General features: G+C 58.4%; 19 protein-coding genes, 1 tRNA gene and 1 other RNA gene. 15 read left to right on the top strand and 6 right to left on the bottom strand.

Annotation, left to right across the window (positions count from 1 at the left end; genetic code table 11):
* Positions 1 to 137 precede the first annotated feature (137 nt).
* Positions 138 to 214 (bottom strand) — tRNA-Pro (locus MRS74_RS18725).
* A 119-nt stretch (positions 215 to 333) separates the two neighbouring features.
* Positions 334 to 690, bottom strand: coding sequence for a hypothetical protein (locus tag MRS74_RS18720; protein ID WP_254581797.1), 357 nt, complete (start codon positions 688 to 690; stop codon positions 334 to 336).
* 386 nt (positions 691 to 1,076) lie between these two features.
* On the opposite strand from MRS74_RS18720, the gene MRS74_RS18715 reads away from it, so the two are divergent.
* From MRS74_RS18715 to MRS74_RS18675, 9 genes are all read left to right on the top strand, one after another.
* On the top strand, positions 1,077 to 2,555 hold the full coding sequence (locus tag MRS74_RS18715) for a helicase HerA-like domain-containing protein (RefSeq protein ID WP_254581796.1): 1,479 nt from the start codon (positions 1,077 to 1,079) through the stop codon (positions 2,553 to 2,555).
* A gap of 400 nt (positions 2,556 to 2,955) precedes the next feature.
* Positions 2,956 to 4,059: a cell division protein ZapE gene (gene zapE, locus MRS74_RS18710; protein ID WP_254581795.1), complete on the top strand. Its 1,104-nt coding sequence runs from the start codon at positions 2,956 to 2,958 to the stop codon at positions 4,057 to 4,059.
* 204 nt (positions 4,060 to 4,263) lie between these two features.
* On the top strand, positions 4,264 to 4,692 hold the full coding sequence (gene rplM, locus MRS74_RS18705) for a 50S ribosomal protein L13 (protein ID WP_254581794.1): 429 nt from the start codon (positions 4,264 to 4,266) through the stop codon (positions 4,690 to 4,692).
* 13 nt (positions 4,693 to 4,705) lie between these two features.
* The gene (gene rpsI / locus MRS74_RS18700) at positions 4,706 to 5,098 is read left to right on the top strand and encodes a 30S ribosomal protein S9 (RefSeq protein WP_067298787.1); all 393 of its coding nucleotides are present in this window, start codon (positions 4,706 to 4,708) and stop codon (positions 5,096 to 5,098) included.
* Between the two features lie 264 nt (positions 5,099 to 5,362).
* Complete coding sequence (petA, locus tag MRS74_RS18695; RefSeq protein ID WP_254581793.1) at positions 5,363 to 5,959, top strand: ubiquinol-cytochrome c reductase iron-sulfur subunit; 597 nt, start codon at positions 5,363 to 5,365, stop codon at positions 5,957 to 5,959.
* Positions 5,959 to 7,209, top strand: coding sequence for a cytochrome b (locus tag MRS74_RS18690; RefSeq protein WP_254581792.1), 1,251 nt, complete (start codon positions 5,959 to 5,961; stop codon positions 7,207 to 7,209). Before petA ends, MRS74_RS18690 begins: the two co-directional genes overlap by 1 nt.
* A complete protein-coding gene (locus tag MRS74_RS18685; protein WP_254581791.1) occupies positions 7,209 to 7,973 on the top strand; it encodes a cytochrome c1 in 765 nt (254 codons plus the stop codon). The genes MRS74_RS18690 and MRS74_RS18685 overlap by 1 nt, the downstream gene beginning before the upstream one ends.
* An 87-nt stretch (positions 7,974 to 8,060) precedes the next feature.
* Positions 8,061 to 8,693, top strand: a complete 633-nt coding sequence (gene sspA / locus MRS74_RS18680) for a stringent starvation protein SspA (protein ID WP_254581790.1) — start codon at positions 8,061 to 8,063, stop codon at positions 8,691 to 8,693.
* Positions 8,694 to 8,889: 196 nt separating this feature from the next.
* Entirely contained in the window at positions 8,890 to 9,354 is a 465-nt protein-coding gene (locus MRS74_RS18675) for a ClpXP protease specificity-enhancing factor (protein WP_254581789.1), read from the top strand.
* Between the two features lie 92 nt (positions 9,355 to 9,446).
* Here the strand turns inward: MRS74_RS18675 and MRS74_RS18670 are convergent, their stop codons facing one another.
* Genes MRS74_RS18670 through MRS74_RS18655 form a run of 4 tightly spaced genes read right to left on the bottom strand, consistent with a single transcriptional unit; the run spans position 9,447 to position 12,816 of the window.
* Positions 9,447 to 10,016: a BON domain-containing protein gene (locus MRS74_RS18670; RefSeq protein ID WP_254581788.1), complete on the bottom strand. Its 570-nt coding sequence runs from the start codon at positions 10,014 to 10,016 to the stop codon at positions 9,447 to 9,449.
* Between the two features lie 5 nt (positions 10,017 to 10,021).
* Positions 10,022 to 10,609 (bottom strand): SIS domain-containing protein, encoded by a 588-nt coding sequence (locus MRS74_RS18665; RefSeq protein WP_254581787.1) that lies wholly within the window; start codon positions 10,607 to 10,609, stop codon positions 10,022 to 10,024.
* A gap of 18 nt (positions 10,610 to 10,627) precedes the next feature.
* Positions 10,628 to 10,987 (bottom strand): YraN family protein, encoded by a 360-nt coding sequence (locus MRS74_RS18660; protein WP_254581786.1) that lies wholly within the window; start codon positions 10,985 to 10,987, stop codon positions 10,628 to 10,630.
* Positions 10,987 to 12,816, bottom strand: coding sequence for a penicillin-binding protein activator (locus MRS74_RS18655; RefSeq protein WP_254581785.1), 1,830 nt, complete (start codon positions 12,814 to 12,816; stop codon positions 10,987 to 10,989). Before MRS74_RS18655 ends, MRS74_RS18660 begins: the two co-directional genes overlap by 1 nt.
* Before the next feature lie 35 nt (positions 12,817 to 12,851).
* On the opposite strand from MRS74_RS18655, the gene rsmI reads away from it, so the two are divergent.
* From rsmI to MRS74_RS18625, 6 genes are all read left to right on the top strand, one after another.
* On the top strand, positions 12,852 to 13,694 hold the full coding sequence (gene rsmI, locus MRS74_RS18650) for a 16S rRNA (cytidine(1402)-2'-O)-methyltransferase (protein ID WP_254581784.1): 843 nt from the start codon (positions 12,852 to 12,854) through the stop codon (positions 13,692 to 13,694).
* 72 nt (positions 13,695 to 13,766) lie between these two features.
* An RNA gene (gene rnpB / locus MRS74_RS18645) (RNase P RNA component class A) lies at positions 13,767 to 14,130 on the top strand.
* A 287-nt stretch (positions 14,131 to 14,417) separates the two neighbouring features.
* Positions 14,418 to 14,873 (top strand): division/cell wall cluster transcriptional repressor MraZ, encoded by a 456-nt coding sequence (gene mraZ / locus MRS74_RS18640; protein ID WP_067379093.1) that lies wholly within the window; start codon positions 14,418 to 14,420, stop codon positions 14,871 to 14,873.
* A 36-nt stretch (positions 14,874 to 14,909) separates the two neighbouring features.
* On the top strand, positions 14,910 to 15,848 hold the full coding sequence (gene rsmH / locus MRS74_RS18635; protein WP_254581783.1) for a 16S rRNA (cytosine(1402)-N(4))-methyltransferase RsmH: 939 nt from the start codon (positions 14,910 to 14,912) through the stop codon (positions 15,846 to 15,848).
* Positions 15,845 to 16,255, top strand: a complete 411-nt coding sequence (gene ftsL, locus MRS74_RS18630) for a cell division protein FtsL (protein WP_254581782.1) — start codon at positions 15,845 to 15,847, stop codon at positions 16,253 to 16,255. The genes rsmH and ftsL overlap by 4 nt, the downstream gene beginning before the upstream one ends.
* On the top strand, positions 16,245 to 17,960 hold the full coding sequence (locus tag MRS74_RS18625) for a peptidoglycan D,D-transpeptidase FtsI family protein (protein ID WP_254581781.1): 1,716 nt from the start codon (positions 16,245 to 16,247) through the stop codon (positions 17,958 to 17,960). Before ftsL ends, MRS74_RS18625 begins: the two co-directional genes overlap by 11 nt.

Here is a 17,960-nt window from a genome sequence, read left to right as displayed (position 1 = left end):
CCTACGACCCCTGCCTCCCGAAGACAGTGCTCTACCAGGCTGAGCTATACCCCGACGTATCTGACTTGCCGTTGCAGCCCGGGGCTGCGTGGTCCGAAGACCCAACTGCGACACAGTTGTTGAAGCGGGAAAAATGTTGGTCGGGGTAACAGGATTTGAACCTACGACCCCTGCCTCCCGAAGACAGTGCTCTACCAGGCTGAGCTATACCCCGAACCGATGCTCTCAGCAGGCCTTGCGGCAAACCGCTGTGAACAGGGCGCGAATTATAATCCGGGTTCAGATGATGTCAAGGCTGTTTTGTAAAACAAGCGCTTAGAGAAGGATTTCGTATTATTGCATTTCAACTTCGCCGAGGCGGTTGGCGGTTTCCGGGCAGGCCAGGCGGTCGGTGGCGACCAGGACATTGGCCAGATGATCATAGGCCACCCGTTGCTGCTTGAGAATCTGCTCGGCTTCGGTCAGGGCTTCCTCGACGCTGAGCTGACCGCTGCGATGATCCTGGCTGATCGTCAGGCTGCGCTTGTCGTTGGCGACGATGCGCTTGTAAGTATTCTTGGCTTCAATGTTGAGGCGAAAACAGGCGGCATAGATGCCATCCTTGAGGCTTTGTTCGCTTGTAGGCTCTTCGGCTCGGCCGGGGGTGGCGCTGAGCAACAGCAGGACGAAAAGCGGGAAAGTCCTTTTCATTCAGTAACTCCGGTAGGCGACTTGGCTATGGCGCTGTCAGTATAGCCTGGCAGTCTGTCGGACTTAACACTGATCTACTGCGGAAACGCCGATTTTGGCCATTTTCTGTACTCTTTTTCGTTAAATAGAACCACTATTCGCCTCAAAAGAGCCCAAAAATTGCCTCAAAACGGCCATTCCCTCGCTACGATCGGTCAAGTCCGACAGGCTGCTAGCCCGGGCGTTGATCTTGCATAGTCACGCATATGAAAAATATGCAGGTGGCCAGGGACATTGTTGCCGGCAAAACATCGCCTGATGTTGGGGCTGTTAGACTGTGACGGTGACTGTTCAGAGTCTGGTATGAGTCGGCGCTTGCCGAACTGAAAATGGCGGAGGGATTGCGTATGTCATCAGGGAATCTGGCGCTGGGGCGCAGTGTTGCAGGCAAGGATGTTGAGCTGCCGCTGGTCATGGCGAACCGCCATGGCTTGATTGCAGGTGCCACAGGTACCGGCAAGACCGTCAGTCTGCAGACCATGGCGGAAGGCTTCGCTCGCAGTGGTGTGCCGGTGTTCTTGACGGACGTAAAGGGAGACTTGTCGGGACTGGCCGCGGAGGGGCGCGCACATCCGAAAATTGCCGAGCGGGTGGCGTTGCTGGGGCTTGATGATTTTCACCCACGGTCGGCGCCGGTGCTGTTCTGGGATCTGCTGGGCGTGAAGGGGCATCCGGTGCGTACCACTGTGTCGGACATGGGGCCACTGTTATTGAGTCACCTGCTGGAGCTCAACGAGACCCAGTCCGGTGTGCTCTACGCTTGCTTTCGCATTGCTGACGATGAAGGGCTTTTGCTGCTGGATCTGAAAGACCTGCAGGCGATGCTGGCCTGGATAGGCGAGAATCGCAGTGTGCTTGGCAGTCGCTACGGCAATATCGCCGGCGCCAGCATAGGGGCTATCCAGCGGCGTCTGCTGATGCTGGAGTCCGAGGGGGCAACGCATTTTTTTGGCGAGCCTGCGCTGCAGATGGCGGATCTGATGCAGCGGGACTTTTCCGGCAATGGCGTTATCAGTGTGCTGGATGCAACGGCGCTGATGGCCCGGCCAAGGCTCTATTCCACCTTTTTGCTCTGGCTGCTTTCGGAGCTGTTTGAACAGTTGCCGGAAGTAGGTGACAAGGCCGAGCCCCGGCTGGTGTTCTTCTTTGACGAGGCGCATTTGCTGTTTGACCGTGCGCCCCGTGCGTTGCTTGATAAAGTGGAGCAGGTGGTGCGGCTGATCCGCTCCAAGGGTGTCGGCATCTATTTTGTCAGTCAGAGTCCGGGTGATATTCCGCCGGATATTCTGGGTCAGCTGGGGCACAGGGTGCAGCACGCGCTGCGCGCCTTCACGCCGAAAGATCGCAAGGTGGTCAAGGCGGCGGCCCAGACGTTCCGTGCCGCCGCCGGGGTGGATGCAGAGCAGCTCATTACGTCGCTTGGGGTCGGTGAGGCGCTGGTGTCAGTGCTGGATAGATCCGGTGTGCCGACGGAGGTGGCGCATACCCTGGTGCGCCCGCCCGAGTCTCGCCTGGGGCCGCTGGAGGATGCTGAGCGGGCGCAGCTTCTGTCGCGCTCGCCGATGGGGGCACGCTACGATGAAATGGTGGATAGGGAGTCGGCCTTCGAATTGCTGAAGGCACGCAGTGAAAAGGCTCTCTCGAACGAAGCTGCAGCGCTGGAAGATGTGCCCGCGCAGGAAAAGGCTTCGCGCAGGCCGGGTGGGCGGGCCGGCAACGGCCTGTTTGGCAGCCTGGCGAAAAGCGCGATGCGTGCGATTGGCACCCAGCTTGGGCGCCAGATCGTACGGGGGCTGCTGGGGTCCATTCTGGGTGGGCGCCGATAGCAGTCTGTCGAACTGAACGCTAATCTACTCGGCTCGGGCATCCTGCTTCGCCCTACCTCCTGCATCCATGCAGTCGTGCGGAAAAGCCGATTTTGGTTATTTTTCGCGCTCTTTTTGACTCGTCGCAGGCTCCTCGGTCTGCGACCCCGCTAAAGCGGTTCTTTACACTGCGTTCCAAGTGTTAAATAGAACCACTATTCGTCGCAAAAGATCTCAAAAACTGCCGCAAAACGGACTTCCCCTCGCTACGATCGGCCAAGCCCGACAGGCTGCTAGTGTGGCTTTTGGTTGTGGTTTTGGCCCTGTCTGCTCCAAACCTGCGATTGCCAATGTCGGTGTAGCTAGGTAAAGTGCCGGCACTTTTTGATCGACGAACAAAATGGCAGGGGCTGGGGCCGGTATGACTCCGTTAGGACGCTACAAGCAAGATCTAGAGCGGGATGATTTTTCCTATGATCCGGCGCAGGAAATGGCGGTTAAGCATCTGCAGCGCCTGTTTGATGACCTCGTAGCGGCGCCGCCACCTAAGCCTGGCCTGATGCGGCGTCTGGCCAGCGGCTGGAAAAAGGAGCCGAAGGAGCCATTGCGCGGGCTCTATTTCTGGGGTGGCGTAGGGCGGGGTAAGACCTACCTGATGGACACCTTCTACGACAGTCTGCCGTTCGAGCAGAAAACCCGCACCCATTTTCATCGCTTCATGCAGCGTGTGCATCAGGATCTCAAAACCCTGGCGGGGGAGAAAGATCCGCTGGTGGAAGTGGCAAGGCGGTACGCGCAGGAAACGCGCATCATCTGCTTCGATGAGTTCTTTGTCTCCGATATTGCCGATGCCATGATTCTGAGCAGTCTGCTTGAACAGCTGTTCGCCAATGGTGTATCGCTGGTGGCAACTTCCAATATAGTACCCGACGGTCTCTATAAGGATGGTCTGCAGCGCGCGCGCTTCATGCCGGCCATCGCGCTGCTGAACAGGTTCACTGAAGTGGTCAACGTGGACGGCGGTATTGACTACCGACTGCGGGTGCTGGAGCAGGCCGAGCTTTATCACTCGCCACTGGATGCGAAGGCCGATGAAAGCCTGAACGCCAGCTTCGAGTCGCTGGCGCCGGATCTGGTTGAGACGGTGGAAGCTGAGGTGCTGCAGATCAATGGTCGCGGTATCCGTTCGCGCCGTTGCTGCGAGGATGTGGTCTGGTTTGATTTCTCCGATCTGTGTCAGGGGCCGCGCTCGCAGAATGACTATATAGAGCTGGCCAAGATCTATCATGCGGTGCTGGTCTCCAATGTGCCGCAGCTTGGGCGCAGCAATGATGATGCGGCGCGCCGTTTTATCAATATGGTGGATGAGTTCTACGACAGCGGTGTCAAGCTGATCCTGTCGGCGGCGGCGCCGATTCATGGGATCTACAGCGAGGGTCGTCTGGAGTTCGAGATTCAGCGTACCCAGAGTCGTCTGCTGGAGATGCAGTCCCATGAGTACCTGGCGCGGGCGCATAGAGCCTGAAAAAAAATGCGGATTCAGATGGGGAAACTGCTTTTTTGCTATCGCATTTGCAGTGTGACTTGTCTATAATTCGCGCCACCCATTTCCATGGGTTGTTACTGTTGTGGTCGGGATGCTCTCGAACACAACCAAGAATTATAAGTCAGTTCGGCGGCGCATCTGAAATGTGTGGCGAGAGCTGAGTTAAATGAAGGCAATATACAGATGAAGACTTTTGTTGCTAAACCAGCCGAAGTAAAACGCGACTGGTACGTTGTTGACGCCGAGGGTAAAACCCTGGGTCGTCTGGCTACTGAGATTGCACGTCGCCTGCGCGGCAAGCATAAGCCGGAATTCACTCCCCACGTTGATACCGGCGATTACATCGTTGTTGTTAACGCTGAGAAAATCGGTGTTACCGGTAATAAGCGTAAAGACAAGATCTACTACCGTCACACCGGTTACCCGGGCGGTCTGCGCGAAGCTTCTTTCCAGATAATGATCGACTCTCACCCGGAGCGGGTTCTTGAGATCGCGGTCAAGGGTATGCTGCCCAAGGGCCCGCTGGGCCGTGCCATGCACAGCAAGCTGAAAGTTTACGCTGGCACCGAACATCCGCATCAGGCTCAGCAGCCCAAAGAACTGAACATTTAAGGGAAGGCAGACTATGTCCACTACTCAGTATTACGGTACCGGCCGTCGTAAAACCTCTACTGCTCGCGTCTTCCTGCGTCCGGGTACAGGTGTTATCACTATCAATGACCGCACGATCGAAAACTATTTCGGTCGCGAAACTGCGCGCATGATCGTGCGTCAGCCGCTGGAGCTGACTGATTCTGTCGAAAAATTCGACGTTTTCGTTACTGTCGCCGGTGGCGGTGGTTTCGGTCAGGCGGGCGCTATCCGTCACGGTATTACCCGTGCCCTGATGGTTTATGATGAGACTCTGCGTCCGTCACTGCGTAGCGCTGGCTTCGTAACCCGTGACTCCCGCATGGTTGAACGTAAGAAAGTCGGCCTGCGCAAAGCGCGTAAGCGTCCTCAGTTCTCCAAGCGTTAATTCGCTTTCGGCTTCGGTCGAAGACTGCGGCAAGAAAAACGCTCAAGCCTTTTTGGCTTGGGCGTTTTTTTGTTTGGGCTAGATCAAAAGTCGTATGAATGTCAGGGTATTAGCCCGCCAATGTCCTTGTAAGCGAAGGGTATTTTCATTACCATTTGGGCCATTTTAAAAATCCGTTATTTGATGATTTTTAGTTGAGCGATCGGGTTATTTGCGTTCTTGTCGGGCGTTAAATGGCAGATCGAACAAGGGGAGAGAAAGTTAATGAGTAATGACGGCGTGAACAAGGGGCGGCGTCGACTCCTGGTCGGCGCGACCTCTGCGGTAGGGGCGGTCGGTGCAGTGGGGGTTGCTGTTCCCTTCGTGGCCTCATGGATGCCCAGTGCGAAGGCTCGCTCTGCAGGTGCTCCGGTAACGGTCGATGTGAGCAAACTGGAGCCGGGTCAGCAGGCTGTCGTCAAGTGGCGTGGCAAGCCGGTCTGGCTGGTGAAGCGCAGCGATAAGACGCTGAGTGATCTGGCAGGTCTCGATAGTCGCCTGACGGATCCCAATTCAGAAGTGCCGCAGCAGCCAGCGTACATTCCGCACGACTCTACCCGCTCCCTGCGTCCGGATATTTCGGTGCTGGTGGGTATCTGTACGCATCTGGGTTGCTCTCCGACTTACCGTCCGGAAATCGCGCCTGAAGATCTGGGTCCTGACTGGGTCGGCGGTTTTTACTGCCCCTGCCATGGTTCGCGCTTCGATTTGTCCGGTCGCGTACTGAAAGGCTCTCCGGCGCCCACGAACCTGGTTGTTCCTCCGCATAATTATCCGGAAGAAAATATCCTCGTCGTCGGTGTGGATCAGGAGACTGCATAATGGCTAATCCGAACAAGAGCAAGGCCGAAAGTGGTCTGATGCGCTGGATCGACGATCGTTTTCCGGCGACGCAGATGTGGGAAGATCACCTTTCCAAATACTATGCCCCGAAGAACTTCAATTTCTGGTATTTCTTCGGTTCGCTGGCAATGCTGGTTCTGGTTAACCAGATACTTACCGGTATCTGGCTGACCATGAGCTACAATCCGTCCGCAGAAGGCGCCTTTGCGTCTGTTGAATACATCATGCGTGACGTCGAATATGGCTGGCTGCTGCGCTACATGCACTCCACCGGTGCCTCGGCCTTCTTCCTGGTGGTGTACCTGCACATGTTCCGCGGCATCTTGTACGGCTCCTACCGCAAGCCGCGTGAGCTGGTGTGGCTGTTCGGCATGACCATCTACCTGGCGCTGATGGCGGAAGCCTTCATGGGTTATCTGCTGCCCTGGGGCCAGATGTCCTACTGGGGTGCCCAGGTTATCGTGTCCCTGTTCTCTGCCGTACCCTTTATCGGTGAAGACCTGTCACTGTGGATTCGTGGTGACTATCTGATATCGGGCATTACCCTGACGCGCTTCTTCTCGCTGCATGTTATCGCGCTGCCAATCGTGCTGCTGGCGCTGGTTGTGCTGCACATCATCGCGCTGCATGAGGTGGGTTCCAACAACCCTGATGGCATCGAGATCAAGGCCAACAAGGATGAAAATGGCGTGCCGCGCGACGGTATCCCGTTCCACCCTTACTACACCGTCAAGGATATTGTTGGTGTGGTCGTGTTCCTGTTCGTGTTCTGCTTTGTGATCTTCTTCTTCCCTGAAGGTGGTGGCTACTTTATTGAAGCGCCGAACTTCGAGCCCGCCAACCCGCTGAAAACGCCTGCGCATATCGCGCCGGTCTGGTACTTCACGCCCTTCTACGCCATGTTGCGTGCCATTCCGCCCATTGCTGGCTCCCAGTTCCCGGGGGTTGTTGTCATGGGTGGTGCTATTGCCATTCTGTTCGTGATGCCCTGGCTGGATCGTAGCCCGGTCAAGTCCATGCGGTACAAGGGCATGATCAGCAAGGTGGCGCTGGCGATTTTCGCGGTCAGCTTCGTGATTCTGGGTTACCTGGGTGTGGTCGCCTCCAACCCGACCCGCACCCTGGTGGCCCAGATCTGTACTGCGCTGTATTTCGCGTATTTCTTTCTGATGCCGATCTACACCAGGATGGAGAGCACTAAACCGGTTCCGGAAAGGGTTACAGGCTAATGAAAAAGTATCTGATTGCATTGATGATGGTCCTGCTGCCGGTATCGGTACAGGCTTCGGTCGGGGGCGTTCACCTCGACTCTATCGAAGTGGACCTCGAGAACAAGGCCTCTTTGCAGCGCGGTATGGGTACCTTCGTTAATCGCTGCATGGGCTGCCACTCGGCGGACTATCAGCGTTACGAGCGTGCTGCCATTGATCTTGAGATCCCCACGGAGCTGGCAGAAGAATACCTGCTGCTGGGGGATCAGAAGGTTGGCGAACAGATGAGGAACGCCATGGACAAGGGTGATGCGGCGAACTGGTTTGGTAACCCGCCGCCGGATCTGTCTCTGGAGGCGCGTCTGCGCGGGCCGGACTGGATCTACACTTACCTGCGCAGCTTCTACCAGGATGAGGCTCGCCCCTGGGGTGTGAACAACGTGGTCTTCAAGGACGTGGGCATGCCCAACGTGCTGCAGGATCTGCAGGGCCTGCAGGTCAACCACTGCACGGCGGAAGAGTTTGCTCACGCCGCTTCCGGTGAGATTGATCCGCTGACCAACACTCGCATGTCCAAGTGTCTGAGAGTTGCAGACAGTGGTAGCCAGACAGTCGAAGAGTTCGACAAGACGGTCTACGACCTGACCAACTTCCTGGCCTACATGGGTGAGCCGTACCGTCTTGAATCCGAGCGCATTGGTACCAAGGTGCTTATCTTCCTGTTTATTTTCTTCCTGTTCGCATTTGCGCTGAAGAAAGAGTACTGGAAAGACGTACACTAAGGTTCTTGTGTTCGAGCAACGATCGAATGCGGCCTGAAGGATTGGGCCGCATTTATTTTTTAAATGAAGACTGACGGGGATTATCCGATGGGAGTAGTGGCTAAGCGTTCTTCCATGACCTTCTTTTCCAATGGTGCAGACCATTACAGCCACCGCGTGCGTATCGTGCTGGCGGAAAAAGGGGTCGCAGTCGATATCGTCGACTGCACCGAAAGTGACTTGCCCGAGGATTTGTCGTCACTGAATCCCTACAACAGCCTGCCGACCCTGCTGGATCGGGAGCTGGTGTTGTATGAGCCTAATGTGATGATGGAATATCTCGATGAGCGCTTTCCACATCCGCCGCTGTTGCCGGTTTATCCGGTAGCGCGTGCAGAAAGTCGTTTGTACATGTACCGCATCCAGCATGACTGGTGTGGTCTGGCAGATACTATTCTGGCTGGCAAGGCTGATGCATCCGAGATCGAGCGCTGCCGCAAGGACTTGCGCGACGGTCTGGTCGCCATTTCTCCGATCTTCGGAGAAAAGGACTTCTTCATGAGTGAAGAGTTTTCCCTGGTAGATTGCTGCCTGGCGCCGCTGTTGTGGCGTTTGCCCGCCATGGGTATCGAGCTGCCGGAAGCGCAGTGCAAGATGCTGGTGCGTTACATGAAGCGCATTTTTGAGCGTGAGGCTTTCCAGGAAAGCCTGTCGGAAGCTGAGCGCGAGATGCGCGACTGATAACCTCTGGGTTGCAGCACTACTGAATCAAGGGATGGAGGCGACTCTGTCCCTTTTTTATGGGCAATGCCCGCGTGCGCTCTGGCTGCCGATAAGGCTGCTGGCGCAGGTAAAGGTGGCAAGGTCCGTCATCTTGAATTACAGAAGGCAGGGCGCCGCGTCAGGGATATGCGGCTGTGCCTGCGGAGACAGAGTAATGAATCCTAGTCGTCCCTATATCGCTCGAGGTCTGTATGAATGGATCCTCGATAATGACTGCACGCCCCATCTGGTGGTGGATGCAGAGGCGCCCCATGTTGTGGTGCCGCGCCAGTTTGTACAGGACGGTCAGATAGTGCTGAATGTGCTGCCTTCGGCCGTGCGTGACTTCTTTATGGGGGGGAACGAGATTTCGTTCAGTGCCCGCTTTGGTGGTGTGCCCATGCAGGTACGGGTGCCCTACGCGGCGCTGATGGCCATCTTCGCCAAGGAGAATGCCATGGGCATGGGGTTCGGCATGGAGCCCGGCGCTGACTACTATGAGCGTCTGCAGCCGGTGGATGCCGATGAGGCGGTCGACGGGCGGGCGGCTGAGGAGAGTGAGAAGGGCGGGGAGAGCGTTCAGCCGAGTACGCCCAAAAGGCCAAAGCCCGGGCGCCCGAGTCTCAAGGTCGTAAAATAGTTGCTTGTGAAATAGCGGCTATGAATAGCCGCAGCTGTGATGGTGGCTGCTATGTCGGGCAGGCTGCGCGTGGCGCAGTCTGCCCCCTTCCGTCAGATGTATTCAAACGCCTTGACGATTTTCTGCACGCCGGTAATGGTGCGCACCAGGCGTACTGCTATATCCGCTTCCTTCTGGGTCACCAGGCCCATCAGAAATACCGTGCTGTTTTCCGTGACGACCTTGATGCGACCGCCGTTGATGTTGCGCTCTGCCAGTAGCTGCAGTTTGACGCGGCTGGTCAGGTAGGCATCATTGCTGCGCACTATGCCGGACGTCGGGCCGGCAATCTCCAGTTCGTTATGCACCTTGCGCACTTCGCGAATCTGGCTGGCGATGTGTTCGGCTTCGTCGCGGGTGGCGGCGCTGGGAACCTGGCCTGTGAGCAGTACCAGGCCGTTATAGCTGGTTGCGTCGACGTGGGCGTTGCGCAGGCCGATCGAGCCCTTGTTGATATTGACCAGGGTCTTGGTCTCGATGACTTCGTCTTCCAGGTAATTCCCCAGGGTGCGGTATCCCTTGTCTTCCTGGATGGGCTCTTCGCGGGTGGCGCTGATCAGTGACGAACAGCCGGACAGGACGACGAGGCTGGCGAGGCTGGTGGCAATTAACAGTGTTTTCATCGGTTTCAGGCTCCAAACAGTTGGTAGTCGATCAGATCGCACAGGCAGTGCAGTACCAGCAGATGGGCGTCGTGTATCAGTACATCATCATCGGCCGGAACGCAGATTTCGATCTCATCGGGGCGTAAAAGTGCCGTGGTGTTGCCGCCATCGTAGCCGGTCAGTGCGATCACGCTCATGTCCCGGTCGTGGGCGGCCTGGATGGCCTGAACCAGGTTGTTGGCGCGGCCATGGGTCGAGACCACCAGCAAAATGTCCCCGGGCTGGCCGAGGGCGCGAATCTGCTTGGAGTAGATATCGCTGAAGCCGCTGTCTTCGCTGATGGCGGTCAGGGTAGCGCTGTCGGCGGACAGGGCGAGAGCGGGCAGCCCCGGGCGCTCATGGCGGTAACGGTTCAGCAGTAAGGCGCTGAAATGCTGCACCAGCGCTGCGGAGCCGCCGTTGCCGACACACAGAATCTTGTTTTCATTTACCAGGCAATGCAGCAGCTGTTCGCCGGCGTTGGCGATCATGGGTGTGTAGTGTTCGATGGTATGGGCATTGATATCCATCGAACTGTGAAACTGGCTGACAATGCGGTCTTCGAGTTCCATTCAGCGGTGTTTCCGATCTCAGGGCCTGAAGGCGTCTTTATACCATAGCGGGGTGGCTGTCGGTGAATCTGATTCGAGTGCGATCACATCAAAGCGACAGGGCTGGGTGGCCCGCTGAGGGTATTGGCTCAGGTAATGGTTGGCGGTAAGGATGATTTTTTGCTGTTTTCGGGCGTCGACCGAGGCGGCAGCGCTGGCCAGGCTGCTGCGGCCGCGCTTGCGTACCTCAACGAAGACCAGGCAATTGGCGTGCTGCATGATGAGGTCGATTTCGCCAAGGCGGCAGTGGTAGTTGCGCGTCAGCAGCGCCAGGCCCTGCTGTTCAAGCCAGTTCAGGGCCCGGTCTTCGGCACGCTGTCCGCTGGCGCGTCTGTCCATCAGTTGCTCGCGGGTGTCAGCAGGCTGGGGACGCCATTGTCAAACCGGGCCCAGGGCAAATCTCTGGCGATGCGCGAGCCGGATACCAGATGCAGCTGGCCGGTTTCACCGCTGATGCGTGCCTGCGGGCTTGCCCGCAACTGCTCCAGGTAAGGGTGCAGTGTGAAGGCGTCGGCGCCCAGGGCATAGAGGCGGCCGAAGCGGGTGTCGGTGTCGTCGCGCTGCTGGCTCATGGCCAGTTTCAGCGTGCTGGGCGGGCCTATCACCCAGGGCAGGTCGCAGAACAGTATGCCGTTGAGGTCAATGTCGCTGAGGCTGTTGGGGCTGCCGTTATACAGGTGTGAGGTGGCATAGACCGGCAGGTCGCCTGCATAGTTAAAGGCCAGCAGGGGTTTGATCTGGCGGGCCTCTACCGGTAGTGCGCTGAGGAACAGGGCGTCGGCATCATTGCGCGGCTGGCGTTCGGCCTGGATGCGGTTGCCAACGACCTGGCGCACACGCTTGGTGCGCGCTTCGCTGCGGTCGATGTTGAGCAGCGCTACGACCTGGTCCGCCAGGCCCGCCTGCTCGGCAAAGGTCACGGCACCGACGATCTGACCGCCGAGGCTCTCGAACTCATGGACAAAGGCCTGGCCTACGCGCGAGCCCCAGTCGGTTTCCGGAATCATCATCAGCATGCGACGCCGGCCATCCTGCCAGGCGCGCTGGGCGGCAGCTTGGGCTTCATCCTCGGCGGCGAGGCCGAGCTGGTAGAGGTTCGCGGGGGTCTCGATATTGGTATTGTTCAGCGCCAGCACCGGTATGGGCAGTTCGGTGGCGAGGGCGATCTGGTTGACATAGTTCTTGTCCAGCGGGCCGACCACCAGATCAAGCTGCATGGTGCGGGTCAGGTTTATCAGCTGCTCGGGCGTATTGACCAGGGTTGAATCCAGCAGCTGTATTTCCGGCACCGGCTGGCCTTCGCGCTGGGCCTGGTAATAGGCGGCCATGAAGCCGTCGCTGATGGCGCTGGCGGCCTTGGCGAGCGAGCCGCTCTGGGGTAGCAGAAGGCCGATGCGCCGGGTCGATGAGACGCTGGAGTCAAGGAGTGCGGCTACGGCCTGCGGCGGCAGTTGCAGGGCGGGGTGGGATTGCCACAGGGTGCGCCATGCTGTCAGGCTGTTGTACTGCCCGGTCAGGTCCGTGCTGGTGCGAAGATTCAGGGCCAGCTCGTACCAGCCCTGCTCGTAATAGGATGCGTCGCCGGCGCTGATCAGGTGCTCAAGGCCGGCACGGGGCAGTTCGCCCAGGAGTGCCCAGATGCGCTCATGCAGTTCCTGGCGCAGGACGGGATCCTGCTGCAGCTGCGCCACCTTGATCAGTTCCTTTAGCTCGCCCGGGTTGTTCTGCTGCTGCTGATAGGCTTGCGCCCTCAGTTCGCCCAGCTCAATGGCCTGGGCGGTGGGCAGGGGTTCGCTGCTGGGCATTTCGGCCAGATAGAGCAGCGCCTGGCTGCTGTCCTGGCGCTCCAGTGCGGTGCCTGCCTTGAGCTTGGCAATATCAAAGCGCAGGATGGGCGGCAGCAGTGCGGTATCGATGCGCTCCAGAATGGCAATGGCCTGGTCACGCTGATCGATGCCAATCAGTGCGCGGGCCGCCTGGACGCGCAGTTCGGCCGAACGGATAGGCTGGGCGCGGCTGGCTTCATCGAGCAGCGCCGCGATGGCGTTTTGCTCGCGTTCGATAGTACTGGCGGCGGGTGCGGGTGTCCTGGATGTCGGCGTACTGCAGCCAACAAGCAATAGGGCCAGCAGGCTGGCGGTCAGAGACAGGCGCAGCGGATTCATCATATACTCTGTCACCCCAAAAGACGGATGGATTCACGATGTCGGAAGCGGTTTTGTATGTTGTCGCAACACCCATAGGCAATCTCGCAGACATGACTGCGCGTGCAATTGAGGTGCTGCAGACAGTGTCACTGATCGCGGCGGAAGATACCCGTCACAGTGCACGTTTAATGGCGCACTTTAACATTAAAACGCCCATGATTTCAGTGCATGATCACAACGAACGGCAGCGAATCGAGCGAATTATTGAGCGCCTGGCTGCTGGTGAAAGCATTGCACTGATTTCTGATGCTGGAACGCCATTGATTTCTGACCCAGGTTTCGTGCTGGTGCGGGCGGTGCGCGAGGCTCAGTTCAGGGTTGTGCCGGTACCGGGCTGCAGTGCGCTGGTGACGGCGTTGTGTGCGGCGGGCCTGCCGTCCGACCGCTTTGTGTTCGAAGGTTTCCTGCCGGCCAAGAGTCTGGCGCGGCGCCAGCGTCTGGAGGCGCTGGCGCGGGAGGAACGCACGCTTATCTTCTATGAGTCTACCCACCGGATTCTGGCATCACTGGAGGACATGCAGGCCTGCTTCGGGTCTGAGCGGATGCTGGTGGCCGCACGGGAGCTAACCAAGACATTCGAGACTATAAAGGGTGCACCGGTATCTGAGTTGCTTGAGTGGATGCGTCAGGATGCCAATCAGCAGAAAGGTGAATTTGTGGTGCTGGTGCAGGGTGCGCCGGCGGCGGCCGAAGATGAGGTCAACATCGAGGCCATGCGGGTGCTTGACGTGCTGCTGGAAGAGCTGCCGATCAAGCAGGCCGCGGCGCTGGCCGCCAAGCTGACCGGCCTGAAAAAGAACTTTCTTTATCAGCTGGCGCTGACTAGGCGCGACGCCTGAGTGGAACTGGGTAAAAAAGGCCCGCTGCCGTGGCTTGCGCTTTGTGTGGATACTGGTATTCTTGCGCCCGGATGAGTTCGCCGGACAGTCGTCGCTGCGCTTGCGCAGGGGAGGAAAGTCCGGGCTCCACAGGGCGGAGTGCCAGATAACGTCTGGGCGGCGCAAGCCGACGGCCAGTGCAACAGAGAGTAGACCGCCTAAGCATGGAGTTCTTCGGAGCTGCATGACGGTAAGGGTGAAAGGGTGCGGTAAGAGCGCACCGCGTGGGTGGCAACATTCCACGGCACGGTAAACCCCACTCGGAGCAAGACCAAATAGGGACCCACTAGGCGCGGCCCGCGCTGGGTCCGGGTAGGTCGCTAAAGGTGTATGGTGACATGCATCGTAGATGAATGACTGTCCTCGACAGAACCCGGCTTACAGGCGAGCTCATCCAACTAATTTACTCATGCAGTAGCGTTACCCCGCGTGCCAGATATTTCCGCGTTTTTGTCCTAATTGACTGATTCCTATATCAGTTATTTTCCAGCCACTCTTGACACTCTGTCAGTGGCTTTAAATTAGCTAATGCGTTCGCTTATCTCCATGGAAGGTGCCACTCCGGCTGCCTTGCATTGCCTGTGGTTAGTTCCTATAGTGTGCGCAAGTGGGGTAAAGTGGGCAGATGTGGGTAATTATGGGAATTTCGTGGTGAAAGTGGTTTGAGCAGAGGGTGAAGGCTCCATGTTTCGAGGCGTAAATCCAATCAATCTCGATGCCAAGGGCCGCATGGCCATTCCGGCACGCTATCGCCAGCAGATTCAGGCGGGATGCGAGGGTTGTCTGGTGGCCACCATTGATACCGAAGAGCGTTGTCTGTTGCTCTACCCACTGCCCGAATGGGAGCAGATTCAGCAGAAAATCGAGGCCTTGCCGAGTTTTAATCCGGCTGCGCGGCGTATCCAGCGACTCCTGATTGGTCATGCCACGGATCTGGAGATGGATGGCAGCGGACGATTGCTGCTGACCGCGCCGTTGCGCGAATACGCGGGGCTCGACAAGAAGGTGATATTGCTGGGGCAGGGTCGCAAGTTCGAGATCTGGAGCGAGGATCTCTGGAATCAGACCCGCGAGCAGTATCTGAAAGATGTAGAGGGTGGTATGGCGCTGCCGGATGAGTTGCAGACGCTGTCACTGTAAGCCAATTGATTACAGCACACAGGTTGTCGAGCACGAATGATACAGGATTTCAGTCACACCACCGTATTGCTGCACGAGGCGGTCGAAGCCCTGGTGCAGGACCCGGATGCCTTCTATATAGATGGCACCTTTGGGCGAGGCGGTCACAGCGGGCTGATTCTGGAACAGCTGCAATCGCAGGGGCGCGTGCTGGCCATCGACAAGGACCCCGAGGCGATCGCCTACGCCGCTCAGCGTTTTGGTGACGAGCCCCGCTTTGAGATCGAGCGTGGTTCCTTTGCGGATATGGATCAGTATGTGCGTGCGCGCCAGCTTGCCGGTAAGGTCGGCGGCATCCTGCTGGATCTGGGCGTGAGCTCGCCGCAGCTGGACGATGCCACGCGCGGTTTCAGTTTTCTGAATGAAGGTCCGCTGGATATGCGGATGAACCCCGATGTTGGTCAGAGCGCGGCGCAGTGGATCGCGACGGCCGATGAAAAGGAAATGGCAGATGTGATCTTCACTTACGGTGAAGAGCGCTTTGCCCGACGTATGGCGCGTGCCGTTGTTGCGGCGCGCCAAGAGGTGCAGATCACCACCACGGCGCAGTTGGCCAAGATTATCGCGGAAGCGAACCCTGCCTGGGAGAAGGGGAAACATCCGGCGACGCGAGCCTTTCAGGCTATCCGGATTCATATAAACCGGGAACTGGAAGACCTTGAGCGTTGCCTGGACCAGGCACTGGATTTGCTGTCGATAGGAGGCCGCCTGGTGGTGATCAGCTTTCATTCGCTGGAAGATCGCATCGTCAAACGCTTCATTCGCAAGCATGTGAAGGGTGACGAGCATCTGCCGCGCGGTATTCCCGTGACCCAGGAAATGCTGCAACAGCGTCTTAAGTCCGCGGGCAAGGCGATCAAGGCCAGCCCCGCTGAAGTTCAGCAAAACCCCCGCGCACGCAGCGCGGTCATGCGAGTCGCGGTGCGTATCAAATGAAATTGCCAGCCATGGATTGGCGCCCGTTCCGAATCCTGTACTGGTTACAGGGTTGGAAATCCGTCGACGCTGCAGGGGCAGATACCCAATCTGCCCCTGCAGCGTCGTTGCGTCTGTACAGTGCTGCAGAGCTGACACGTCCGGCGATGGTGCTGCTGGTACTGGTGCTGTTGCTGGTTGGCAGTGCCATGGCGGTGATTTTCAGCGCCTATCAGTACCGCATACTGTTTAACCAGCATCAGAACCTGATTGCCAACTGGGATGAGCTTCAGGTGGAGTGGGGCCAGCTGGTGCTGGAAGAAAGTGCCTGGGCGGCGAACAACCGCATTGAGCAGGTTGCGAGCAAACGCCTGGCCATGCTGGTGCCCGAGCCTGGCATGATTGAGATCGTGCGTCATGAGCGCTGATTCGCGCCAGGTCGACAATCAGGCGGCCAAGAGCTGGCGGCTAATACTGCTGTTTGGGCTGCTGGCGATCATCGCCTCGGCCATCCTGTTCAAGCTGTTTTCCCTCTATGGTCAGGATCAGGCGTTTCTGCAGAGTCAGGGTGATGCCCGTACCCTGCGCACCATGCTGATTCCGGCGCACCGTGGCCAGATTACCGACCGTAACGGCGAGCCTCTGGCCGTGAGCGCACCTGTGGCGACCATTTGGGCCGACCCTGGCAAGGCCGATCTGAATCACCCGTCCCTCGGACGTCTGGCGCAGCTGCTGGAGCTGGATCGTACCGAGCTGCTGGGCCGCCTCAACGAATTCAAGTCACGCCAGTTCATCTATCTGCGGCGTCAGGTGTCACCGGAACTGGCTCAGCAGGTCGCGGCGTTACGGGTGCCCGGCATCCATGTGGATCGGGAGTACAAGCGCTACTATCCGGCGGCCGAAGTCACCAGTCACCTGGTGGGCTTTACCAATGTTGACGGTGAAGGGCAGGAGGGTATGGAGCTTGCCTACAACGACTGGCTGCGCGGCGATCCTGGCAGCAAGCTGGTGCTCAAGGATCGGCTTGGCCGTACCATCAAGCACATCCGCTCGCTCGAAGAGTCTGACCCCGGCCGCAACCTGCAGCTGAGTATCGACCTGCGGCTGCAGTATCTGGCGTATCGTGAGCTCAAGGCTGCGGTGCAGGTGCATCATGCCGACGGCGCGGCGGCGGTGGTGCTCAATGCCCATACCGGCGAGGTGCTGGCCATGGTGAACCAGCCGTCCTACAACCCCAATGATCGCAGCAAGCTCAGCAGCAGTGCGTTGCGCAACCGTGCCCTGACGGACCTGTTCGAGCCCGGCTCGCCAATGAAGTCGCTCACCGTAGCGGCAGCCCTGATGAGCGGTCAGTACAAGCCCGACACTCCGGTGGATGTGTCGCCGGGCTATATCCGTATCAAGGGCCACACCATCCGGGATCACCGCAACTACGGCATCCTGGATCTCACCGGCATTATTACCAAGTCCAGCAACGTCGGCGTGACCAAGCTGGCCCTCAGCATGCACGGCGATGCAGTGCGCAATCTGATGACCAACGTGGGTCTGGGGCAGGTGCCGGGCACGGGCTTCCCGGGCGAGCAGTCGGGTTCCCTGCCCTATGTGTCGGAAAAGCAGGTCGTAGAGCGCGCCACCATGTCCTATGGCTATGGGCTTTCGGTTACGCCGCTGCAGCTGGCCCATGCCTATATTCCCTTCGCCAGCAACGGCATGATTCGCCCCGTTTCCCTGCTCAAGCAGACCGAACCTGCGCCCATGGTGCGCGTGATGCCGGAGCAGGTGGCCCGGGATGTGCTGGCCATGATGGAAACGGTAACCCACAGCGGTGGCACCGGCACCCGGGCCCGGGTGCCGGGCTATCGCATTGCCGGCAAGACCGGTACGACCCACAAGATTGGCGCCGGGGGCTATATCGCCGATCAGTATGTGTCGGTCTTTGCAGGCGTGGCGCCGGTGGAAAACCCGGAGCTGGTCATGGTGGTGATGATCGATAACCCCAAGGGGCAGGAATATTTTGGTGGCGAGGTGGCGGCGCCGGTATTTTCGCGTATTGCGGCCGGCGCGCTGCGGCTGCTGAACGTGGCGCCGGATGACTGGCCAGAGAAGGATACCAAGCGGGTGGCGATGAAATAG

The organism is Marinobacterium sedimentorum, from assembly GCF_024267675.1.
Lineage (GTDB): Bacteria > Pseudomonadota > Gammaproteobacteria > Pseudomonadales > Balneatricaceae > Marinobacterium_A > Marinobacterium_A sedimentorum.
This window is presented reverse-complemented; position numbering and strand designations above follow the sequence as displayed.